The sequence below is a fragment of the Bacillus cereus group sp. MYBK108-1 genome (assembly GCF_051917185.1).
Lineage (GTDB): Bacteria > Bacillota > Bacilli > Bacillales > Bacillaceae_G > Bacillus_A > Bacillus_A cereus.
The window spans coordinates 290856-312810 of sequence record NZ_JBQAHZ010000004.1 but is presented as its reverse complement, the minus strand read 5'-3'; the positions used below and the strand labels follow the sequence as shown (position 1 = coordinate 312810).

Here is a 21955-nt window from a genome sequence, read left to right as displayed (position 1 = left end):
GCTATTTCTCTTGCTTTCTCTTCTTCTTTAGCTTTTGCTATTTCTCTTGCTTTCTCTTCTTCTTTAGCTTTTGCTATTTCTTGCGCTTTCTCTTCTTCTTTAGCTTTTACTATTTCTCTTGCTTTCTCTTCTTCTTTAGCTTTTGCTATTTCTTGCGCTTTTTCTTCTTCTTTAGCCTTTGCTATTTCTTGCACTTTCTCTTCTTCTTTAACTTTTACTTCTTCTTTGATTTTTGCCTCTTCTTTAGGCTTTACTATTTCTTGCGCTTTTTCTTCTTCTTTAACTTTTACTTCTTCTTTGACTTTTGCCTCTTCTTTAGGTTTTACTATTTCTTGCGCTTTCCCTTCTTCTTTAGGTTTTACTATTTCTTGCGCTTTCGGTTCTTCTTTAACTTTTACTACTTTTGCCTCTTCTTTAGGCTTTACTATTTCTTGTGCTTTCGTTGTTTCTTTCGCTTTTGCTACTTTCTGCGTCTTTACTTCTTTCTTTTCTTTAACTGATTTTTGTACTTTCGCTACTTGCTTCGTTTTCTCTTCAGTTTTCTTTTCAGTTGGTGCTGTACTTGATAGGAAAGAAACGTTTGCATAAGCAGTTTTTCCTTTATACTCAAATTGCAACCATCCGTCTTTTACTTGATGCGTTGATTCAATTACATCATCTTTTTTTAGTCTGCCAAGAATTTCTGAATCTGTGTTTGCTTCAGTACGTACATTTAACAAATTCGCCGTTACATGATATACATCTTTTGTAAACTCCGAACTTACAAACACTTCTTTACCATTCAACTCAATTTTTGACCAGCCATCTTCGGTATTTATGACTTTTAACTCTTGCCCATTCTTTACTTTTTCGACCACTTTTGATTCTGTAGTCGGTTTTTCACGTACGTTAAGTACATCTGCTGTTACGATTGTTTCTGCGGTAGCAGTTGTGGTAAACGCTCCCAATCCAAAAACAGTTGCTGTTGCTGCGCCAATTACTTTTTTCATATTAGCCTCCATTAAATTTTTTTGAATTTTATCAAATGCCTCCGTAAAATTGTATAATTTTACATAATATCAAAACATTTGCAACAGTATATTAATATTGTTTAATATACTGTTATTAAAACTCCTTACTCCAATACTATCAAATTCTCATTTCTAATTCTATATATTATAAATCTCCTTATCTTTTATAAAAGCTCCATGCCCTTCTTCACACTAAATAGTTGTGGCAATTCCCGCCAAAAATAAACTTACGATTGCTAAAATTTGAGTAGCGACAATAGCCCCTCTTAAATGAAACTTATAATCTTTATATCCTTTCATACCTTCCGTACTAGGAATCACAACAAACCTTGGAGTAATCCAGCAAAAAATTAGCCAATCAATTATAAGTAAATCTACTAAATTGAAAATCATTAAAATACCAAAAGTGTGTAAATAGGCATCCATATACATTAACTTTTCATGCTTATGTAGTATATATGTAGAAACGAAAGGAGTACCGAAAAGAATAGTATTATATACAATATTAAAATAAATGGTTTGCTTTTTTTCATGAATCGATTTTGGAAAAACTACTTTTTGAATATCTTTCGGATAATCAGTTAACGAAAGTCGAGGATTATAATATAAGGACCCTAAAATCATTACGGATAGTACAATAGACATGATGACACCAACGTACATCATTTGCTCAAATTGATTCATATGCTTCATTCACCCGTTTCTGTAATTACTATGATGGTCATTCACTTAATTACATATTGTATGTACGTACATAATCAAAAATTAACAACTAGCTTTAATAGCGAAGCAAAATTGTTGCAATGCAAATGCAAATTTAATACAGTGGAAGCCTAATTGATACAGATAGGATTGGTGAAACCTATGAAAATTGAACATATTGCAATTTGGGTAAATGACTTAGAATGTATGCGTGATTTTTATATGAAATACTTTAATGGTAAAGCAAACTCTTTATATCATAATAAAACGAAACAATTTGAATCTTATTTTATTACGTTCGAATCTGGAGCAAGACTTGAATTTATGCGTAAAAAAGGGATTGAAAATAAGCCTAATTTAAACATAACCGGCTATACTCATATGGCTTTTTCTGTCGGTAGTGAAGAACGTGTGAATGAACTAACAAAGGTGATAAAAGATGCTGGTTATCCTTTATTAAATGGACCACGTTTTACTGGAGATGGCTATTATGAAAGTGTAATAGGCGATCCAGAAGGCAATCAAATAGAAATTACGATTTAACTTACCCTTTTCCACCACCTCCGTATTTTTCCACAGATTAGGCGGTGCTGTTGTTGAGGTGCCAAATGAGGCAACTGCTTACTTTTACCGAAAAGCACTATCAAACATGCCAATATTCGCTACTTGGGAACAGCCAGAAGGTGCTGGTGGAAGTATTCGATGGGTTGAAGACTTCCGCTTAGCAATGCTTCCATTTACAAAAGGTATCTATGTTAATACTCCTGACCTATCCATTAAAAATTGGCCGGATGCATACTTCAGTTGCAACTTTGACCGATTAATGGAAGTAAAAGCGGAATACTTTGCGAAAAATGTCTTTAACTTTCCGCAAAGTATTCCGCTTTTTTAAACTATATATTCCACCTAATATATCAAAATATAAAACATCCATTTTTTTATGGGTGTTTTACAAAAAGAGTTTACATAATATAATTATTAGTTGCTTCTTTTACTAAATATCTATTCAGCAATCGAAAGTAACACTTTCTCAAGGTCTTTTTTAGATAACATACTTTCGTTTATATAGCCATTCTTTTAATTGTAATTCATCCAAAGCTCCGTTCCCCTCTCATAATCCTTCACACTATATTCGCTCGTTTTTCACAAAAGGTTCATTTTACATGAAAATTTATTTATTACAATAAAAATATAAGGTATATTTTTATGAAAAGGAGGAATTCAATAATGAATACAGAGGATAAAATTCACGCTGAAAAAGTGTTAAAAAATCTATTCATCGGATCACAAGTTGATGGATTACAATTTGGTATTTCTCCAGGCGCTATAAAGATTCATTTCACAAACTTTCACGACTCAGTTGATTATGACGGACAATTATATATCAATATCGAATCCAAATGGTGTTTATTTAATAAACCTCAAAAAAGCTACCCATTAAATGAAGATGAATTTGAAGTTTATTCTGAGAAAGAAGAATATGAAAGAATATGTAAGATAAGAAGACAAAAAGTTACCGATATACAACTTGGCTTAGAAAGCCCTCATTTAATTATTACATTAGAGAGTGGACAAATTATTTTTTTAAATGGTTTTCATGATTATTATGAATGTTGGCAAGCTGGTGTCCTATGTGAGCAATGGCTTGTAGTCGCTGCACCTGGGAATGAAATCGCCACTTGGGCTCCCGATGAGTTTACCGATAAGTAAACTGTCTTCACGAAGAAGAAACGAAGATATTTTATGAAGTACTATACTAATGAACTACATAATCATTTCTATTACACGTAAACAAAATGACGATTTTACTTTAATAGAACTCACTTTATTAAAGTTGAAAGGATGATAATGATGGCATGTGTCCATGATTTTGGAATAATTGACGATTTTACTTCTCAAAAAAATTACGAAGATTATACACCAGAGAAATATCATTGTATATCTGTTGATGATGATATTATCAGTAGTTTAAATCAAAATTTATCAATTATGAAAACCTACTTCCATATAGTCAAAAATCAGAAATACGGTTTAGCTTATTGTGGTATTACAATTATCCCGCCTGAATCATTAGCAATTTTCTATGAAACAGTTACATCCTCAAAGTTCTTCAGAAAATCTGATGAGCTGAATGAGTTAGCTTCAAAAATTGTACAAGCTGCAGCAGAACAGAAGTACATGATCCATTATGGGGTTTAAATGTAATTCAAAAAATGCTTAGGATTTCTCCGAAGCATTTTTTGTATGTTACTAATACATTTATTCCTTAACCATTTAGTCAATGCTTGAGCCTATGGACCCATCTTTTACAAGTGAGGGCGCCCCTATTAATCTAAATAAGCGTCTCATTTCCAATCTTCCAGCTAAACCATCTCCCGTGCCCTTCTGTTTCTCCAACCGTTTCACGATATTCGTTTCCGTTAATATAATAATCAATATGAAGGTCACGATCCCACATGTTGTTATACAGGTGGAATACATCACGTTTTGCGCCAATTTCTTGTATTTGTTTTTCTAACTTATGTTTTACTTGTTCTGGTATTTGATTTGCAACATGTGTATGGAAAATACAAATAACAGCTTCTTCACTTATTTGTTCAATAATAGATGATAATAGCTCTACACCGTCTCCTTCTATTAATTGGACAGATTCATTTTTCACTAAAGATGCAGCTTGATCAAACATCTCAAGCCTTTCTTTATGTTCTGGCCAAATTAAAGCACGTAACCATAAATAATCTTCCTCATTATGTAAATCATTCACATGTAAGTCCAGTCCAATTCTTTCTACGACAGATGGGCTTTCTTTTAGAAAATGCGGCACATTTTCCCCTCTTATTTCAGAAGTTACATGCACATTTGAATTTATATTTCCGTACATTTCATCCGTCCCGTACGAATAACTATATTGGTCCCAGAACAGTTGCAACCCAGAACTTGTCCCAATTTCAATTAACGCTAACGGCTTCTTCACTTTGTTAAATATGTAGCAGAAACTTGGGTATAAGTATGCGCACCGTCTTACTTCATTTGTTTGAACGAGTTTCGTTTGTAACAAAGTAATGATTTCTTCTCGGTACTCTTTACAGAAATCTTTAAAATGATTAAAAGCTTTATCTAAATTTGTATCAGCATTTTCAACTAAACTACTATAATACGTTTTTAAATGATGTTCTTTCCCTGCTAGCAATAAATAATGTACTGCACCTAATAGTAAGTTTGGGACTGGTTGACCTACCTGAGAATAGGACGATAGTGTAAGTACTTCCTCATCTTCAGCAATTTTCATTGATAAATATTCATATAAATCACTTGACCCTTTACATTCCTTTATTGAAAAGTTTCGAAATAAGTTTGAAATTTGTTCTTTTGTACACATTAGAGTCCCTCCTTTTTATTTTTCAGAATAATCTTACCATTATAGAAAGAATAATCCTATAAAAAGGTACTCGATTTAGTCACTTAAGGATACGTAAGCTTTTTCGAGATAATTTCAAACTGTAATTTTTTTCTATTTATCACCTTAAAAGAGCTTGTTAAATAAGATTTTTAGCGAATAAAACGTTAAATAGTTTAAAATTATCAGATAACACTAGATATTTTAGTCTATTAATTATTATAATAGAGTATGAGATGGTTATATAATTGAGACAAAAAAGGTATACACCTAGGTGGGGCCTAGGCGGTGTTTCTCTTTTACGGCTTAGACATAGAAAACACCTACACTTTTTTGCCAATATAGGGGATGGAGAGATTATCATGAGCAACATGCAGCAAAAAACAGACGTTATCTTAATTGGTGCAGGAATTATGAGTGCAACGTTAGGCTCATTACTAAAAGAATTAGCACCAGAATGGGAAATTAAAGTTTTTGAAAAACTCGCAAGTGCCGGGGAAGAAAGCTCTAACGAATGGAATAATGCAGGTACAGGGCATTCTGCGCTATGCGAACTGAACTATACTTCCGAAAAAGCTGACGGATCTATAGATATTAGTAAGGCTGTAAAAGTGAATGAGCAATTCCAGCTTTCAAGACAATTTTGGGCATATCTTGTAAAGAGCAAATTAATTCGTAATCCACAAGATTTTATTATGCCACTACCTCATATGAGTTTAGTACAAGGGGAAAAAAATGTTGAGTTTCTAAAAAACCGTTTTGAAGCGCTTTCAAAAAATCCACTGTTTCAAGGAATGGAATTTTCTGATGCTCCTGAAACATTAAAAAAATGGCTTCCACTCATTATGGAAGGCCGCACATCTAATGAACCGATGGCGGCAACGAAGATTGACTCTGGAACAGATGTTAACTTCGGTGCATTAACACGTATGTTGTTTGATTACTTAAAAACAAAAAATGTCGAGCTAAACTACAAGCATAGTGTCGAAAATATTAAGCGCACGAAAAATGGTTTGTGGGAAGTAAAAGTACACGATATGAATAGTGGTAAAATTGAGCATCACACTGCTAAATTCGTCTTTATTGGCGGCGGTGGCGGTAGCCTACCTCTACTTCAAAAGACTGGTATCCCTGAATCAAAACATATCGGTGGATTCCCGGTAAGTGGACTATTTATGGTATGTAAAAACCAAAAAGTTGTAGAGCAACATCATGCGAAAGTGTACGGTAAAGCTAAGGTTGGTGCTCCGCCAATGTCTGTACCTCATCTAGATACGAGATATATAGACAATAAAAAAGCTTTACTGTTTGGACCATTCGCAGGCTTCTCACCTAAATTCTTAAAAACAGGTTCAAATCTTGACTTAATCGGTTCTGTAAAACCGAATAACGTCTTAACGATGTTAGCCGCTGGTGTAAAAGAAATGGGACTTACAAAATACTTAATTCAGCAAGTTATGTTATCACATGAAAAACGTATGGAAGAATTACGCGAATTCATTCCGAACGCGAAAAGTGAAGATTGGGATATTGTAGTTGCTGGGCAACGTGTACAAGTAATTAAAGATACTGATGCTGGCGGTAAAGGGACACTTCAATTTGGTACAGAAGTAGTAAGTGCAGCTGACGGCTCAATCGCCGCATTACTAGGCGCATCACCAGGTGCTTCTACTGCTGTTCACGTCATGCTTGAAGTATTAGAAAAATGTTTCCCAAGCCGCATGGTAGAATGGGAAGAAAAAATAAAAGAAATGATTCCTTCATATGGCATTTCACTAACTGAAAATCCAAGATTGTTCCAAGATCTTCACACTTCTACTGGTCGTACACTTGGATTAAACGAAAAAGAAACTGTTCATAATTAATGAAGAAATAAAAAAACGTCCGATATATTCGGACGTTTTTTTGTCTACTAAAAATTATACTTATCAATATTGTCTTTCGTAAATACAACTCGTTCTGGTAATACGATAATTCCATTCCCTTCTGCCTCATAATCATATCCTTGAATGGAGTTTGGCTCTACCTTCACTTTTCCAATTCCTTTTACTTCGAAGCTATCCCCTACTTTTAACTTCTTCCCTTTTACAACAATTTCATTTGCTACATACGTTGCGAGAGCACCTTGTTGTTTTACATCCCATAAACCAAATTGTGCTACTGTTCCTCGTTTTACGTAATCACGCATAACGTTTGGTGTAGAGAAGCCAGTTACGACAACCTTTTTATCCATTTTTAAATTTTCAGCTGCTTGTGCCATTGCCGGAAGTGCCGTTGCATCTGGACAAATGACTGCATTAATATCAGGATACGTTTTTAAAATATTCTCTCCTACTGACAAAGACTTTTGCGCATTATTTTCACCGTACTGCGTCGTTACAATTTCCCAGTTCGGATATTTCTTTTTAATAATTTCTTTCGCTTTCGTTACCCATTGGTTTTGATCCGTTACTGTCGGGCTAGAATAAAAGAAGGCTACTTTTCCTTTATCTCCAATTTGCTTTGAAGTCATTTCTATTAATAAATTAGCAAGTTGGTCTGGTGTTCCTTGGCTGATATAAAAGGAACGGTCTTTCGGATTCACATCAGAATCCCATGTTAACACCGTCATCCCTTTTTTCTTAGCACGTTGCAGTGATTGCGATAACCCATCCACTGACGTAGATGAAACCATAATCGCATCATAGTTTTGATTAATGAAATTGTTTATATATTTAACTTGCCCTGAAACACTCGCTTCAGACGGTCCATCATACTTCACTTGCACGCCTAACTTATCTCCCATCTCTTTTGCCCCTTCACCACCCGATGTGAAGAAACCAACTCCTGTTAATTTCGGAATAAATGCAAATTTCACATCATCAACCTTTTTCTTATCTGCCGTTTGGCTAGAACACGCAATTAAACCGATTAAACAAATACATACAATCAATACAATCCCCAGTTTTCTCTTCATGACATTTCCCCCTTATGCAAATTCTTTCTTTTCTCCGCTAAGAATTGATGTAATTTGAAATGTCTCATAATAACTGAAAGAATAAGGATAATACCTATTACTACATTGGATTGTTCATTTGTTAAACCCGTCATTTGCAAGCCATACTGCATGAGCCCAATGAAAATACTCGCCAGTACAGTACCAATAATGCTTCCTTTTCCGCCTGTAATAAGTGTACCGCCTAAGACGACTGCTGTAATGATTGGTAAAATTGTTTCACTTCCCATATCAGCACGTGCGGAACCGAAGTAGGCAGTTAAGAAAGCGCCTCCTAATCCACCTCCTAACCCTGAAAGTATGTAAGCAATAATGACTACTTTTTTCGTTTTAATCCCGGTGTATTTTGCTGTATTTTCGTTCGCACCTGTTAATTTTACATGGCGCCCGTATATAGTTCGGTGAAATAATACAGTACATAAAACTGTTAATACGATCAGTAGCCATAATAAATTCGGTATTCCTATAAAACTACCGTTTGCCAGTTGTACAAATGTGTCAGGTAAACCGCTTATTCCTTCGTACCCAGAAGCACCTGCCCCTCCTGAAATGACGAGGGCAATTCCCCCGTATAAAAACATCGTTCCGAGTGTAACGACGAGTGGTTCTACATCCGTCATTTTTATAATGAGTCCGTTTAAAGCGCCTGCTAAACAACTAATTATTAGGGCGATTATAACAGCAAACAAAATAGGTATTCCGTTCATCCAAAGTACACCGATTAAGATTGAAGTGAGCCCCATTATTGAGCCGATCGATACATCAATTCCTCCTGTTACTATAACAAAAGTCATTGGTATCGCCGCAATTGCGATAAATAGGAAATCATTTGTACTAAAAAGGAGATTACTAATATTTAAGAAATCACTATTTATTAAACTAAAAAGGATGAATTCTACAAGAAGTAATACAATTAGAACCCCTTCCCATCTATATACATACTTCATAGATTCATCCTCCTTTCTGCCTTCCACTTTTTCATAACACTATCTAATATGATGATAAGTAATAATAAAAAACCTGAAATAGCATTATTCCAAAATGCTGGTATTTTTAAAAAGACGAGTGAGCTACTTATTGTTTCTAAAAATAACGCTCCTAATGCAGCTCCAAATAAAGATCCTGTTCCTCCTTTTAAATGAATTCCTCCTAGTACAGCGGCTGCGATTACTTGTAATTCTAATCCTGTACCTGTTTGATTTGGCACAAAACCGATATTCATAACAAATATGCAACCAGCGAGCGCAGCGCTTATGCCTGAAATCATAAACGCATATATCTTCACTTTATTTACAGGTATACCAATAAGCCTCGCGCCATCTTCATTATCACCTACCGCATAAAAGTATCTTCCCAATGGCACTTTTCTTAAAAAGAAGTATAGTAGTAGTAAAATAATAAGAACGAACCATACAGTTATAGGTAAACCAAGAATGATGATAGATGACAGCTGCTTAAAATCGTTTGGAATATCTTCAATCCACTTCCCGCCTGTGAAAATTAACATTGTACCTCTAATAATTCCTAACATGCCTAATGTCATAATAATGGCTGGTACCCGAAACTTCGCAACTCCAATACCATTTACGAAACCGATAATGGCTCCAAGTATAATAGCTACAAATATCGACAAGAATGCACTATACCCATTCGTTAACATCATTCCGCAAACTGCTGCACTTAGCCCCATGCTTGAACCAACTGATACATCTATATTTTTCGTAAATAAGACGAACGATTGACCGATTGCTAGCACGACTAAAATAACGCTTGATTTCATCAGTAAAGATAACGAGTTAAATTGAATAAAACTAGGGTTTATCATTCCTACAATAGCTATATAAATTAGTAGTAACAGTATGATAGACGTTTCATGCATTTTTAACATATGTTTCATTCCGCTACACCTCCGTATGCAAGGCGTGTAACTTCATTCACACTCAGTTGTTCTTTTTCCATATGAGAAACAAATCGCCCATTTCTCATTACATATACACGGTTTACTAATTGGACAATTTCTTCAACATCTGAAGAGATTAATAAAATTGCGAGTCCTTCCCTTTTCATTTTTTTTATCGTCTCATACACTTCAAGCCTTGCTTTCGCATCAATTCCGCGAGTCGGCTCATCAAGAATAATAATTTTAGGATTACATGCAAGATACTTCGCAAGCACGACCTTCTGCTGATTACCTCCTGATAAAGATGCCAGTTCTTTATTCATATTCTGTACAACAATTCGGAACTGTTCTATAAACGAATTAACTAAAGCGCTTTCTTTTTCTTGATTTATAAAAAAGCGATTATTTTGATATAAACTTGCTGCTGCAATATTTTCTTTAACAGAAGCAATTGAGAAAATTCCATTCCTCGCCCTATCCTCTGGCACATAAACTAGTCCTTCGTCTAGCCTTTTATGCAAAGAACACGTATCAATTGATTTTCCACCCAATAAGATAGACCCTGATTTTATAGTTTTCAATCCAAATATCGCTTCTGCTAATTCCGTTCTGCCAGATCCTATAATGCCAGCAACACCTACAACCTCACCCGCATGTACAGTGAATGATATATTTTCGAATGCGTGACCATTTATATCAACCACTTCTAATATTTTTTTCGTCTTTACTGTCTCTTGAACTACTTCTATTTTCTCTTTCTGTTTATATCCTTTTGGCAATAGTCCCTCCATCAGCATGTCATATGTATAGTCACATACATCACCTTGGCTTACAACCATTCCATCACGTAGTATTGCTACTTTGTTGGCAATTTCAAAGATTTCTGGAAAACGATGCGTAATATAAATCATCCCAATTCCTTTTTCTTGTAAACTTTTCATCAACACAAAAAGACTCTTAATTTCGTGTGTTGTTAATGTCGATGTTGGCTCATCTAGAATAAGAATCTCAGCTTCTCTTATTAATCCTCTAACGATTTCTACTAACTGTTGTTGCGCAATCGATAATGTTCCTCCTAGTTTATTAAGGTCAATATCCCATCCTAAGCTGCTAATCAATTGCTGAATCTGTACTTTTAGTTTCTTTTTCTTTTCTTTTAACCCGATACATATATTTTCTTCAATAGTCATATGCGGAAAAATGAGTGGTTCTTGCGGTATTAAATAAATACCTTTTCGGTGTGCTTCTGATGGATTTGAAAACTGTTGCTTCCTTCCTTTTACATACATCTCTCCATCATCATACGAATATAACCCCGTTAATATTTTCATTAATGTTGATTTCCCGGCGCCATTTCCCCCCACTAAAGCGTATATATCTCCGCGCTCTACTTGTAAGTTCACTTCTTTTAATACAAGTTGATTTAAAAACGCCTTACTCATTTTCTTTACTTGTAATAAAGGTACGTTCTCCACATGATGTCACCTGCCTTTATCCAGAACATTTTTTGAGAAAATGATTATTTGTTCTACTTGTTTTGTAGCATTGTATATTCCTTTTTTTATATCTAGAACACTTTTTTCTACGTACTATTAATCGTTTCAACTGGAATAAACAAAATATATGGTACATATGTTTAAGCTGTGGTCAATTGTTGAAAGGGATGAAGAGTATGACTCAGCTGAACTTTGAAGAAAATTTATTAACTAAAGTAGCTTGGTACTATTATAAAGACCAATTAACACAACAGGAGATCGCGTCACTTCTTCATATTTCAAGAAATAAAGTCGTCCGGTTATTAGATAAAGCGCGGAGTGAAGGTATCGTTACATTTCACGTAAAAGGGACTGGTTTGCACTGTTTAAGTATTGAGCGTGACCTAATGAAAAAATTCCACTTAAAAGATGCTTTTATTATCCCTACCCCAGTAAACAATTATCACGCTTCTCTCGGAAAAGCTGCTGCACAATATTTAGAAACTCATCTCCAGCAAGGCGATTTACTCGGTATTGGCTGGGGAGAAACAATTAGCAAAATGCTAGAAAACATTCATTTTGAAAGTTCTATCAACCTTTCAATCGTAACGCTCACAGGCGGGGTAAATCACTATCTCCCGAGAAAACAAAACTATTTACACTACATGCAAGGCGAACTTCACATTATCCCTACGCCGTTTCTAGCGTCTACAACCGAAATGGCACAAAGTATTCTATCAGAACCGAGTGTAAAAGATATGCTTCAAGTCGCTTCACTTGCTCATACGGCTGTTGTCGGTATTGGGGGATTATCTCAAGACGCTACGATTGTAAAAGAAGAAAAATTAACACTACGTGAGATGACATATATTCGTAGTCAAAACGGTGCTGGCGATATTTTAGGACAGTTTTATAATACAAATGGCGATTTATTAGAACTCTCGCATCACAATCGTCTAATTGGCACGCCCCTCTCTATTTTGCGCAATATGAAGCATGTCGTCGGTGTTGCTGGAGGTACTGAAAAGATAGATGCAATTTATGGTGCCTTAAAAGGAAAGTTTATTCATTCATTAATTACCGATGAGGAAACTGCCCTCTCCTTATTACGAAAGGATGGTGATTGTTAATGTCCCATTTATTAGCTTTCGATGCTGGTACAGGGAGCATTCGAGCAGTTCTTTTTGATTTACATGGTAATCAAATTGCAGTAAGTCAAAAAGAATGGATTCACAAATCTGACCTTCGTTATCCAGGCTCTATGAACTTTGATGTAGTAGAAAATTGGAAGCTAGTACAAGAATGTACGAAAGAGGTGCTTCAAAAAAGCAACACTCCTGCCTCTTCTATTCTTGCTATTAGCGCTACAAGTATGCGAGAAGGATTTGTTTTATATGATCAAGATGGGCAAGAAATATGGGCGTGTGCAAATGTTGATGGGCGCGCATCCGTCGAAGTTAGTGAATTAAAAGAAATTCGGTCACATCTTGAAAAAGATTTATATACAAAGTCTGGTCAAACTTTTTCATTAGGTGCTTTACCACGCCTACTCTGGATAAAAAAACATGAACCCGACGTCTATAATAATATTTACTCTTTTACAATGTTAAACGATTGGATTTTATATAAACTAAGCGGCGTACTACAAATTGATCCCTCAAACGGATGCACGTCAGGTATTTTTGACTTACAAAATAGAGTGTGGGATAACGATGTCGCTAAGGAGTGCGGTCTATCTTTGCCATTTTCACCAACAGTAAATGAAGCTGGTACAGTAATTGGCAACGTTACAAAAGAGTGTGCAGCATTAACTGGATTACGTGAAGGGATTCCTGTCGTCGCCGGGGGTGGAGATGCTCAAATGGCATCGCTCGGAACAGGAATCGTGAAACCGAATCAAACGTTAATATGCGGGGGTAGCTTTTGGCAACAAGAAGTGAATGTTACTGAGCCAATAACAGATCCACATGCTGCGATTCGAGTAAATTGTCACGTCGTTCCGAACCTATGGCAATATGAAACAATCGCCTTTTTCCCAGGTCTCGTTATGCGCTGGTTTCGAGACGCTTTTTGCCAAGAAGAAAAGAAACTTGCTGATAAACTCGGTGTAGATGCTTATGAATTACTAGAAGAACAAGCGAAAGACGTACCTGTCGGTTCATATGGTATTATCCCTACTTTTTCAAACGTTATGAACTACATTTCTTGGCGTCATGCCGCACCTTCATTCTTAAATTTAAGTTTAGACGCTGACAAATGCGGAAAAAAGGAAATGTTCCGTGCTATTGAAGAAAATGCGGCCTTCGTTACACTTGGAAACTTAAAACTAATTGAAAATCTTACTGGTACATTCCCTTCTGAAGTCATTTTTGCTGGCGGTGCCGCTAAAGGGAAACTATGGCCACAAATTCTATCAGACGTACTCGGCATTCCTGTAAAAGTACCAGTTGTGAAAGAAGCAGCTGCTTTAGGAACTGCAATTGCTGCTGGAGTTGGCGCTGGCATATATTCATCTATGGAAGAAACTGCCGAAGAGTTTGTACAGTGGGAGCAAACATTCGAACCAGTTACTGAAAATCACGAACTATATAAAGAGTTCTATGAAACATGGAAAACTGTATATGACAGTCAGCTCGCTTTAGCTGATAAAGGGCTCACCTCACATATGTGGATTGCGCCTGGTGCACTGTAACACATTACATAAAGGAGTGAACTGTATGTTAAAAGCGAATGAAAATGACTTCTCCTATCGCTTCGGTGATAACGGGCCGAAATATTTAATACAAGGGCCAAACATTGATCTTGGCCTTGTTGTCATTCAACCGGGCCAGGAGTTTCAAAACCATTATCATACGACGTGCGAAGAGGTCTTTTATGCATTAGAAGGTGAAATAGACTTCTATGTAAATAACGAAAGAGTTCCGATTAAACAAGGTGATGTCCTGCAAGTTCGCCCTCATGAATCTCACTATCTGATTAACCATTCTGACAAACCTTTTAAAGCTGTTTTTATAAAGTCACCACATTTACCAAATAAAGATACGGTACAAACGGAAAATCCAACATTAACGAAGGAGTGATTTTGAATGACTTGGGGATTTAAAAATCGATTAAATACAATTTTACCTGATGGTAGAGCGGTTATGTTAGCAATAGATCACGGCTACTTTTTAGGGCCAATTCACGGGCTAGAACAACCACTTGAAACAGTTAAAAACTTACTTCCGTATACAGACTCCCTCTTTTTAACACGCGGTGTACTTAGTTCCTGCATTCCTGAAAACTGCAGCACACCGATGGTTATGCGTGTATCTGGTGGTGCTACTGTCGTCGGTAAAGATTTAGCGAATGAAACAATTGTTACACCTGTAAAAGAAGCAGTGAAGCAAAACGCAATTGGCGTTGGCGTTTCTGTTTTTGTCGGATCAGACTATGAAACACAAACTGTTACAAATCTCGCAAATGTAGTTTCTGAAGCTCATGATTACGGCCTACCAGTACTCGGCATTACCGCAGTCGCAAAGGAATTACAAAAACGTGAAGCTCGCTTTCTAGCACTTGCTTCCCGCGTATGTGTTGAAATGGGTGCTGATATTATTAAAACGTATTACTGCGAAGGATTCGAAAAAATAACGAGCACATGCCCTGCCCCAGTCGTCATCGCGGGCGGCCCAAAACTAGATTCAATTGAAGACGCATTAAACATTACGTACAATGCATTGCAAGAAGGAGCAATTGGAGTAGACATGGGCCGAAACATATGGCAATCCGAGCACCCAGCTGCGATGATCCAAGCAATACATGGCATTGTGAAAAATGGATTGAATGTGAAAGAGGCACTTGAACTTTATGATGATGTGAAGAATTAATGTGAAAAGACAGACTATTTATTAGTCTGTCTTTTTTACTTTACAGTGAAACTTTCATAATCCGTCTTCTAATATGATACATACTTAAATTTTATACACCTTCAAATGATTACTCTTGTTGATCGCTATTAAGCTTTGAAACTTTCTTACCTTCTCTATAATCAAGACAAGACACTTCAATTAATAAGCCATTAAATACTGTAAAATAAAAACCATAACTACTACCTCGCATCGAATAAGGTTCCTTATCTATTTCAATGCCGCCTGCTACTAAACGATTATACGCTTGATCAACTTCATTTGAAGTATCCACTAAAAAACCAATATGAAAAGCTTCAGGATACATCACTTCCTTATTCCCCTTAAATGCTTTGGGGTCGCTTAGCACCAGTATAAATCCACTCTCATCACTCATTACTAATAATGCCTTTCCCTTTTGCTCTAAAAATTGAAAATCAAAAAATGTTTCAAAGAAATGTCTCGCTTCTGATAAGTCATCAACACATAAATTTAAATGATTCAGCTTCATGTACTCATCTCCTTTTAAAAAGAAGGGATATAGACTCATTTTCATAACCCTTAAATATGTAAGGCAAGATATTCAAGCGTTCCATCTAAGACTATGCTTTATAAGTCTAATACTTTTCTCCATAGCCTAGAACGTTTTTTATGACTGCAATTATATAAACTGTTCGACGTGAAATATTAATGTACCTATATAAAATAGTCTCATTATTTATTTTCCAGATTGTGTAGAACCCACTCAACCAGGAAAATTGCTGAAGGGATGCGCTCTGTTGTATCACCTAAAAATAGCTTATTAAGTAACTCATCTAAATGAATTGGCTTATTCGGCAACGTTTGAATATACCTTAAAGCAGATCCCGCTGGCGGTACTGGCTTATTATTAATAGCCCATATCCCTTCTAACAATGTCCAAGTTGACGTATGAACTAAGTATGAAGCTTTTAACTCATCATTTGCTTTTAAAGCAGATTGAATTTTAATAAGCGAACTATGCAACCAATGAGAAATGCCCTTCATTTTGTCGCTTGAAACACGATAGTTTTCAAATTCATATGTAGCTATTTCCTTTAACTTTTTTAACTCACCGCTTTTATCAAACAAAATTTTCCCTTCTAGAAATGAGTATAGTTCCATCGGATTGTTTTTAAAGTTTACTTGAATTTGATTAAAATCTGCACCCTTATATTCAACTAAAATATCTTCTCTCATTTCAGAATGAAATTTCTTCTTTTGTCCGCCTTCTAAAAGAATATAGAAGTCTAAATCAGATTCAGGATATGCATCGCCTCTTGCAACAGATCCAATTAGCATGAATCCATTTACCTTTTCCATAGATAAGACTTCCGCTACTATTGTTTGCACTAATTTTTTATGTTGTTCATATGTAATGAATGCAAGTTTTTCTATCATTCCCATCCCCCCAGTCATAAAAAAGAGGATACATGATTGCTTCTACAACATGTATCCTCTACTTATATATTACGACTGTTGATAAGCCGATTTCGATGATTTCACATAATAAACTGCATGATCCACATTAATAATATGATCTGGCTTTGGTTTACCACGGCCCGCTCTATGTCCAGCTAAGTGTTCTTCACTTGTTTCCCAGTTTTTCCATGCTTCTTCAGATTCCCAGCGAATCATTACGACAACTTCTTCGTCGCCGCGTCTTACTTTTTTCACGAGAACACTTAAATCGATGAAGCCTTCAAATTTTTCAATAATACCTTCTCCAGTGAAACGTTCTACAACTATATTTGATGTACCTTCTTTTACTGTAAATGTTTTCGTTTCGATAAACATATATCCCACTCCCTCTTTGTTATACGAATACTAGTATTCTTCTATTATAATTGATTATGATAATTATTTTCAATTGTAAAGTTTTAATTTTTTGAATTATGCTGATTTCTTTTCTATCGCCTCATCTAAAAATTTGAAATATGGAAGTAACATCCCTATTAAAGATGTAACACATATAATTGCACCGATGATTACATATAGCGCTCTTACTCCCCACATTTCACTCAATATCCCCCCTACTAACACACCTAATGGCATAGCGGATCGTATAAAAAATAAACGCACTGAAAATACTTGTCCTATCATATTATTTGGAACGGTTTGTTGGCATATTGTCGTGTTATGAACATTGAAAAATGCAATACAAATCCCTGCTATTACTTCAATTATTATTGCAATGATAATACTATGATTGAATCCTAATGAAATGTATGTGAGTCCCCCTATAAACAATCCTCCAAGCATAAGTATACGCCGGCTTTTATATGTTACTTTTCCGACTAATACTGAGCCAATTACGTAGCCAAGTGGAAAACCTGCCATGAAATAACCGTACTCTGCATATCCCGCTGACAGCTCGTCTTTTATATAAGGAAGATTTGTGACCATCGTTACCCCTACTCCAAACTGCACGAAAGTAAGAAATATACCGAGCCAAACGATGATTGGTTTTGTGAAAAAATATGTAAAACCGTGAAAAAACTGTTCTAGCCACGTTTTCCGAATAGGTTGCGACGTTCTATTTTCTTTTATATAAAATAAGAAAGTGCCACTAACAAATAAACATATGCATACGAAAGATAATGTAAGTTCTGTTCCAATCAAATGAATGACTACTCCGCCTAATACTGGCGCAAGAAACATCATAAGGCGAGTCATTCCATCAATGTACGCATTTGCATCTTGAAGTTGTTCTTTCCCTACAATGCTCGGTGTAATTGCTTGACTTGCAGGTGTATAAAGTGGTGTAATAAGTCCCACTACAATTTGAACAACATAAATGTGCCAAACTTCTATACTACCCGAAACTAGCATCACCAAAGGTAATAAAAATACGGACGCTCGTATCCATTGTGAAAATATCATAATCCACTTCCGGCTCCATTTATCAATAAATGGGCCACTTATTAATTGCAATATGAGTGATGGGATGAAATATAATAACCACATACTACTTAAAGCCATTTCTGATCCTGTTAACTCATATACTAGAATTGTATTACATAACGTTCCGAAAGCCCCTCCTAATTCAGAGATTGCACTACCAATCCACATAAAAAAGAACGAACGATTTTTCAATATATTTTTCAATTTCACACACCAACTTTTCTTTTATATTCCTCCCTTTATGTACATTCTCGTTGTTAATTATCTATTCAAAAACATATCTAATTCTTTCGCTAAAGACTGTACTGCTTTCTTTCTTAATACATATTTTCCGTCATGTATATCAACTAACTTCGCTGCACGTAACAATTTCAAATGATGGTGTACAGTCGATTTACCGAGTTGCAATCTTTCCGTTATTTCCTGTAATGTACGTTCTTTTTCAAACAACATTTTTACAATTCGCAATCTCGCTTCATCTCCAAGAGCCTTATATTTTTGAACTAAAAAATAATTCGGTTCATACGGATCTTCAGGATGAATACTTTCATTCGCAACTGGATAATGAAATACTTTCGTATCATCAATATCTGCTTCAATATTCCACGGTCTGTACGTCATTTGCGGAATAAGAAGTACGTGATGAACACTTGGCTCTGGCATATAGTTCACTCCGCCAGTCGCCCACTCGACAAACTCTTCCGGCTTCATCTTTTTATTCATTTCATTTTTTGCTTCATAATCTCGTTTTAATATAGAAAGTATTTCTTCTTCCTCACTCTTAATTACACTCTCATACCACCCTGTCATTACAGCGATTAAATGAGATTTCAGCACTTGTACATCTACATCACATATAAAGCGAATGTACGTAGAGAAAAACTGATGATCATGTGTTAATTCCTTTAGTTCATGTATTGCAGTTCCATCTCTACTTGCGGCTAAACGTCTTTTTTTCTCATATTTCTCCCCTAAAAACGGTAAACATGTATACTTCAAATCTTCTTCTGAAAGTGAATCGATTTTAGCATGAAACTGCGATACACCCTGTATGTCTTCTTCATACAACAACTGAAGCAATGCTTTCCACGTATTATTTTCTTCGACAAATTGTAAGTGCTCTCTCATTTCTTCTGTTAATGATTTCTTAATTTCTTCCCATTCATTTTGACTCTTTTCAAGTGTATCAATTAACCTCTTATGAGTACTTGCTGCAATGCCAAGCGCACATTCGAAAAGTATCGAATATTTCACTTGAACGTTATAAGTTTCCCTCTTTCTACTCGTTATGTGATAGACCTCCATTTTTATCCCCTCCTTGTTTGCTATATATCAAATTCTATTTTTATCGAATTTAACCTTCTATATTTTTAGAATTATTTTGCGACTTCAAAAAAACTCTAATCCATGAGCAAATAGAGAAAGGTTTATACTCTTTTTCATTCTGACTCAATTAAAGCCTTGATTATTAAGTATCATATTAAAAAGAAGTTTTTTAATGGCTCTGTTATAAGTTGTCTTTCACCCTCTTGTGCAACTATAGAAAAGGTTTATTGAAGAGAAAAGAGAATTGGTTTTATTAAGAAAAATGAACAGGAGGCTATACGAATGGGAAGAAAAGAAATGTTGCAAAATGGAGTCCAACAAGTTTTTTACGAAGAAGAATGGTACCCACCAATATCAGAAGCGTTAAAGAATCTTACGGTTGAACAAGCATGTTGGCAACCAGAAGGTGCTGCCAGTAATACGATTTGGGAAAATGTGAACCATTTATTAATCTTTAAAGAACGCCTACTTTCCCGTTTACATGAAGACGACACATTTGTTGCTCCACAAAATAATGATCAGACGTTTATCCAAGGTGGACCTAATGATGATGCCGCTTGGCAGCAAACCGTAAAGCGAACGCTTCAAGTACATGATGCCTTACAATCTTCATTAACCGCCCTTCAAGAAGCAGAACTAGATCAACTAAGTCCTTCTCTACCAGTTTGGCAACAATATATGAATATCCTTTTGCATGATGCTTATCATACAGGACAAATTATACAGCTTCGGAAACTTCAAGGTTCATGGCCAACTCACCGTTCTTATTTATAAAGTGAAATTTTAATCAGCTCTTACCAATCGGGATTTTGCGGGCAGCCCATCCCCACCTCACTTCTTTGCTTTCCTTGAATTTTGAGGTAAAAATCTTACTGCCCGTTAATGCGGAATAAACGATGTTTAAAATCGCATACGTTTAATATCCAACAAAACAATTGAAAACAGCTAATTGTTCGATAATTACTGCGATTGCTCAAAATAAAGCAAATTAAAATACATTGATTCCTAACATAACTTACATGCTTCATAACTTCTAATCATAATCCAAATTTGGAAGAATAGATGCTTTTTTATATACAAATAATAACTCTCAAGGAGTTGTTGACATGCATTTCATATTGAATATGTTAGGGATTTTCGTTGTCATATTAATCATTTTCTTATGTTCGCCTAATAAAAAACATATAAAATGGAGACCGATTGTAATTCTCATCCTATTGGAGCTTTTTATTACGTGGTTTATGTTAGGCACAAAGCTCGGCAGTATTATCATTAATAAAATTGCGTCATTTTTCAGTTGGCTACTAGCATGTGCGAATGAAGGTATTCGATTTGCATTTCCTTCAGCTATGGAAAGTCAGCACATTGATTTCTTCTTTAGTGCGTTACTTCCTATCATTTTTGTTATTACTTTTTTCGATATTCTTTCTTATTTCGGAATCTTAACTTGGATTATTGATAAAGTAGGTGCAGTTATTTCAAAGATTTCTCGTTTACCAAAGTTAGAAAGTTTCTTTTCGATTCAAATGATGTTTTTAGGAAACACCGAAGCACTTGCGGTTGTTCGTGATCAATTATCTGTTTTAAAAGAAAATCGATTATTAACTTTTGGAATTATGAGTATGAGTAGCGTTAGCGGATCCATTCTTGGTGCTTATTTATCAATGGTTCCAGCAACATATATTTTCAGCGCAATCCCATTAAACTGTATTAACGCATTAATTTTAGCCAATGTATTAAATCCTGTGGAAGTTTCGAAAGAAGAAGACGTTGTTTACACACCTTCAAAACATGAAAAAAAGGATTTCTTTTCTACTATTTCAAACAGTATGTTAGTTGGGATGAATATGGTTATCGTTATTTTAGCTATGGTAATTGGTTATGTAGCTTTAACAGCATGTTTAAATGGGATTTTAGGATTTTTTGTAACGGGGTTAACAATTCAAAAAATCTTCTCCATTATCTTTAGTCCTTTTGCATTTTTACTCGGTTTATCAGGCAGTGATGCTATGTATGTAGCTGAATTAATGGGGATCAAAATAACGACGAATGAATTTGTTGCAATGATGGATTTAAAATCAAACTTAAAGTCGCTACAACCGCATACGGTTGCGGTTGCAACGACATTTCTAGCTTCTTTTGCTAACTTTAGTACAGTAGGTATGATTTACGGAACTTACAATTCATTATTTGGCGGAGAAAAATCATCAGTCATCGGTAAAAATGTTTGGAAGCTTCTTGTTAGCGGGATGGCTGTTTCTTTATTAAGTGCTATGCTCGTTGGGCTATTTGTATGGTAATTAATTTTAATAATAAAAGACACCCAAGCCAATTGAGTGTC

At 35.4% G+C, this 21955-nt stretch carries 23 protein-coding genes; 11 read left to right on the top strand and 12 right to left on the bottom strand.

All coding sequences use genetic code 11. The features are described 5' to 3' along the window. Positions 1 to 989: SH3 domain-containing protein (locus ACTFSL_RS09850; RefSeq protein WP_440041601.1), on the bottom strand; the 989-nt coding region annotated here is incomplete at its 3' end. A gap of 213 nt (positions 990 to 1202) precedes the next feature. Then, the gene (locus ACTFSL_RS09845; protein ID WP_001071244.1) at positions 1203 to 1694 is read right to left on the bottom strand and encodes a hypothetical protein; all 492 of its coding nucleotides are present in this window, start codon (positions 1692 to 1694) and stop codon (positions 1203 to 1205) included. Between the two features lie 180 nt (positions 1695 to 1874). Between ACTFSL_RS09845 and ACTFSL_RS09840 the strand changes: the two genes are divergently transcribed. From ACTFSL_RS09840 to ACTFSL_RS09825, 4 genes are all read left to right on the top strand, one after another. Further along, positions 1875 to 2255, top strand: a complete 381-nt coding sequence (locus ACTFSL_RS09840; protein ID WP_440041600.1) for a VOC family protein — start codon at positions 1875 to 1877, stop codon at positions 2253 to 2255. Positions 2256 to 2313: 58 nt separating this feature from the next. Continuing rightward, on the top strand, positions 2314 to 2604 hold the full coding sequence (locus ACTFSL_RS09835; RefSeq protein ID WP_440041599.1) for a BBE domain-containing protein: 291 nt from the start codon (positions 2314 to 2316) through the stop codon (positions 2602 to 2604). 335 nt (positions 2605 to 2939) lie between these two features. Continuing rightward, positions 2940 to 3422 carry a hypothetical protein gene (locus ACTFSL_RS09830; protein WP_001090913.1) on the top strand — a complete coding sequence of 161 codons (483 nt, stop codon included), beginning with the start codon at positions 2940 to 2942 and terminating at the stop codon, positions 3420 to 3422. Between the two features lie 138 nt (positions 3423 to 3560). Next, a complete protein-coding gene (locus tag ACTFSL_RS09825) occupies positions 3561 to 3911 on the top strand; it encodes a short-chain dehydrogenase (protein ID WP_440041598.1) in 351 nt (116 codons plus the stop codon). Between the two features lie 133 nt (positions 3912 to 4044). Here the strand turns inward: ACTFSL_RS09825 and ACTFSL_RS09820 are convergent, their stop codons facing one another. Then, positions 4045 to 5091 (bottom strand): DUF2332 domain-containing protein, encoded by a 1047-nt coding sequence (locus ACTFSL_RS09820; protein ID WP_440041596.1) that lies wholly within the window; start codon positions 5089 to 5091, stop codon positions 4045 to 4047. Positions 5092 to 5471: 380 nt separating this feature from the next. Between ACTFSL_RS09820 and ACTFSL_RS09815 the strand changes: the two genes are divergently transcribed. Next, on the top strand, positions 5472 to 6974 hold the full coding sequence (locus tag ACTFSL_RS09815; protein WP_000069138.1) for a malate:quinone oxidoreductase: 1503 nt from the start codon (positions 5472 to 5474) through the stop codon (positions 6972 to 6974). Between the two features lie 47 nt (positions 6975 to 7021). On the opposite strand, the gene lsrB is transcribed toward ACTFSL_RS09815, so the two are convergent. Genes lsrB through ACTFSL_RS09795 form a run of 4 tightly spaced genes read right to left on the bottom strand, consistent with a single transcriptional unit; the run spans position 7022 to position 11479 of the window. Further along, positions 7022 to 8065, bottom strand: coding sequence for an autoinducer 2 ABC transporter substrate-binding protein LsrB (gene lsrB, locus ACTFSL_RS09810; protein WP_000823660.1), 1044 nt, complete (start codon positions 8063 to 8065; stop codon positions 7022 to 7024). Next, on the bottom strand, positions 8062 to 9051 hold the full coding sequence (locus tag ACTFSL_RS09805; protein WP_000878521.1) for an ABC transporter permease: 990 nt from the start codon (positions 9049 to 9051) through the stop codon (positions 8062 to 8064). The genes lsrB and ACTFSL_RS09805 overlap by 4 nt, the downstream gene beginning before the upstream one ends. After that, a complete protein-coding gene (locus tag ACTFSL_RS09800; protein ID WP_000682144.1) occupies positions 9048 to 10001 on the bottom strand; it encodes an ABC transporter permease subunit in 954 nt (317 codons plus the stop codon). Before ACTFSL_RS09800 ends, ACTFSL_RS09805 begins: the two co-directional genes overlap by 4 nt. Next, positions 9998 to 11479, bottom strand: coding sequence for a sugar ABC transporter ATP-binding protein (locus ACTFSL_RS09795; RefSeq protein WP_000432617.1), 1482 nt, complete (start codon positions 11477 to 11479; stop codon positions 9998 to 10000). The genes ACTFSL_RS09800 and ACTFSL_RS09795 overlap by 4 nt, the downstream gene beginning before the upstream one ends. A gap of 197 nt (positions 11480 to 11676) precedes the next feature. On the opposite strand from ACTFSL_RS09795, the gene ACTFSL_RS09790 reads away from it, so the two are divergent. The 4 genes from ACTFSL_RS09790 to lsrF are packed head-to-tail and all read left to right on the top strand — an operon-like array spanning position 11677 to position 15348. Further along, complete coding sequence (locus ACTFSL_RS09790) at positions 11677 to 12609, top strand: sugar-binding transcriptional regulator (RefSeq protein ID WP_000192709.1); 933 nt, start codon at positions 11677 to 11679, stop codon at positions 12607 to 12609. After that, on the top strand, positions 12609 to 14171 hold the full coding sequence (lsrK, locus tag ACTFSL_RS09785; RefSeq protein ID WP_142292843.1) for an autoinducer-2 kinase: 1563 nt from the start codon (positions 12609 to 12611) through the stop codon (positions 14169 to 14171). The genes ACTFSL_RS09790 and lsrK overlap by 1 nt, the downstream gene beginning before the upstream one ends. A gap of 25 nt (positions 14172 to 14196) precedes the next feature. Further along, complete coding sequence (locus ACTFSL_RS09780; RefSeq protein WP_000909986.1) at positions 14197 to 14559, top strand: cupin domain-containing protein; 363 nt, start codon at positions 14197 to 14199, stop codon at positions 14557 to 14559. A 6-nt stretch (positions 14560 to 14565) separates the two neighbouring features. Beyond that, positions 14566 to 15348, top strand: a complete 783-nt coding sequence (lsrF, locus tag ACTFSL_RS09775; protein WP_000219782.1) for a 3-hydroxy-5-phosphonooxypentane-2,4-dione thiolase — start codon at positions 14566 to 14568, stop codon at positions 15346 to 15348. A 109-nt stretch (positions 15349 to 15457) separates the two neighbouring features. Here the strand turns inward: lsrF and ACTFSL_RS09770 are convergent, their stop codons facing one another. From ACTFSL_RS09770 to ACTFSL_RS09750, 5 genes are all read right to left on the bottom strand, one after another. After that, positions 15458 to 15877, bottom strand: a complete 420-nt coding sequence (locus ACTFSL_RS09770) for a VOC family protein (RefSeq protein ID WP_000773073.1) — start codon at positions 15875 to 15877, stop codon at positions 15458 to 15460. A 203-nt stretch (positions 15878 to 16080) separates the two neighbouring features. Continuing rightward, positions 16081 to 16785: a nucleotidyltransferase family protein gene (locus ACTFSL_RS09765; RefSeq protein ID WP_088338921.1), complete on the bottom strand. Its 705-nt coding sequence runs from the start codon at positions 16783 to 16785 to the stop codon at positions 16081 to 16083. 69 nt (positions 16786 to 16854) lie between these two features. After that, on the bottom strand, positions 16855 to 17181 hold the full coding sequence (gene hmoA, locus ACTFSL_RS09760; protein ID WP_000469498.1) for a heme-degrading monooxygenase HmoA: 327 nt from the start codon (positions 17179 to 17181) through the stop codon (positions 16855 to 16857). A gap of 96 nt (positions 17182 to 17277) precedes the next feature. Continuing rightward, the gene (locus ACTFSL_RS09755) at positions 17278 to 18498 is read right to left on the bottom strand and encodes an MFS transporter (protein WP_088338922.1); all 1221 of its coding nucleotides are present in this window, start codon (positions 18496 to 18498) and stop codon (positions 17278 to 17280) included. 51 nt (positions 18499 to 18549) lie between these two features. Then, the gene (locus ACTFSL_RS09750) at positions 18550 to 19593 is read right to left on the bottom strand and encodes an ArsR/SmtB family transcription factor (RefSeq protein WP_000454585.1); all 1044 of its coding nucleotides are present in this window, start codon (positions 19591 to 19593) and stop codon (positions 18550 to 18552) included. Positions 19594 to 19896: 303 nt separating this feature from the next. Between ACTFSL_RS09750 and ACTFSL_RS09745 the strand changes: the two genes are divergently transcribed. After that, positions 19897 to 20388 carry a DinB family protein gene (locus ACTFSL_RS09745; protein ID WP_088338923.1) on the top strand — a complete coding sequence of 164 codons (492 nt, stop codon included), beginning with the start codon at positions 19897 to 19899 and terminating at the stop codon, positions 20386 to 20388. 332 nt (positions 20389 to 20720) lie between these two features. After that, positions 20721 to 21914: a NupC/NupG family nucleoside CNT transporter gene (locus ACTFSL_RS09740; protein WP_000545479.1), complete on the top strand. Its 1194-nt coding sequence runs from the start codon at positions 20721 to 20723 to the stop codon at positions 21912 to 21914. Positions 21915 to 21955 lie beyond the last annotated feature (41 nt).

Excerpts from the sequence above, each read along its gene's own strand:
- ACTFSL_RS09845 (WP_001071244.1), bottom strand. The coding sequence starts at position 1,694 with ATGAATCAATTTGAGCAAATGATGTACGTTGGTGTCATCATGTCTATT.
- ACTFSL_RS09840 (WP_440041600.1), top strand. The coding sequence starts at position 1,875 with ATGAAAATTGAACATATTGCAATTTGGGTAAATGACTTAGAATGTATG.
- ACTFSL_RS09830 (WP_001090913.1), top strand. The coding sequence starts at position 2,940 with ATGAATACAGAGGATAAAATTCACGCTGAAAAAGTGTTAAAAAATCTA.
- ACTFSL_RS09825 (WP_440041598.1), top strand. The coding sequence starts at position 3,561 with ATGATGGCATGTGTCCATGATTTTGGAATAATTGACGATTTTACTTCT.
- ACTFSL_RS09820 (WP_440041596.1), bottom strand. The coding sequence starts at position 5,091 with ATGTGTACAAAAGAACAAATTTCAAACTTATTTCGAAACTTTTCAATA.
- ACTFSL_RS09815 (WP_000069138.1), top strand. The coding sequence starts at position 5,472 with ATGAGCAACATGCAGCAAAAAACAGACGTTATCTTAATTGGTGCAGGA.
- lsrB (WP_000823660.1), bottom strand. The coding sequence starts at position 8,065 with ATGAAGAGAAAACTGGGGATTGTATTGATTGTATGTATTTGTTTAATC.
- ACTFSL_RS09805 (WP_000878521.1), bottom strand. The coding sequence starts at position 9,051 with ATGAAGTATGTATATAGATGGGAAGGGGTTCTAATTGTATTACTTCTT.
- ACTFSL_RS09800 (WP_000682144.1), bottom strand. The coding sequence starts at position 10,001 with ATGAAACATATGTTAAAAATGCATGAAACGTCTATCATACTGTTACTA.
- ACTFSL_RS09790 (WP_000192709.1), top strand. The coding sequence starts at position 11,677 with ATGACTCAGCTGAACTTTGAAGAAAATTTATTAACTAAAGTAGCTTGG.
- lsrK (WP_142292843.1), top strand. The coding sequence starts at position 12,609 with ATGTCCCATTTATTAGCTTTCGATGCTGGTACAGGGAGCATTCGAGCA.
- ACTFSL_RS09780 (WP_000909986.1), top strand. The coding sequence starts at position 14,197 with ATGTTAAAAGCGAATGAAAATGACTTCTCCTATCGCTTCGGTGATAAC.
- lsrF (WP_000219782.1), top strand. The coding sequence starts at position 14,566 with ATGACTTGGGGATTTAAAAATCGATTAAATACAATTTTACCTGATGGT.
- ACTFSL_RS09770 (WP_000773073.1), bottom strand. The coding sequence starts at position 15,877 with ATGAAGCTGAATCATTTAAATTTATGTGTTGATGACTTATCAGAAGCG.
- ACTFSL_RS09765 (WP_088338921.1), bottom strand. The coding sequence starts at position 16,785 with ATGATAGAAAAACTTGCATTCATTACATATGAACAACATAAAAAATTA.
- hmoA (WP_000469498.1), bottom strand. The coding sequence starts at position 17,181 with ATGTTTATCGAAACGAAAACATTTACAGTAAAAGAAGGTACATCAAAT.
- ACTFSL_RS09750 (WP_000454585.1), bottom strand. The coding sequence starts at position 19,593 with ATGGAGGTCTATCACATAACGAGTAGAAAGAGGGAAACTTATAACGTT.
- ACTFSL_RS09745 (WP_088338923.1), top strand. The coding sequence starts at position 19,897 with ATGGGAAGAAAAGAAATGTTGCAAAATGGAGTCCAACAAGTTTTTTAC.
- ACTFSL_RS09740 (WP_000545479.1), top strand. The coding sequence starts at position 20,721 with ATGCATTTCATATTGAATATGTTAGGGATTTTCGTTGTCATATTAATC.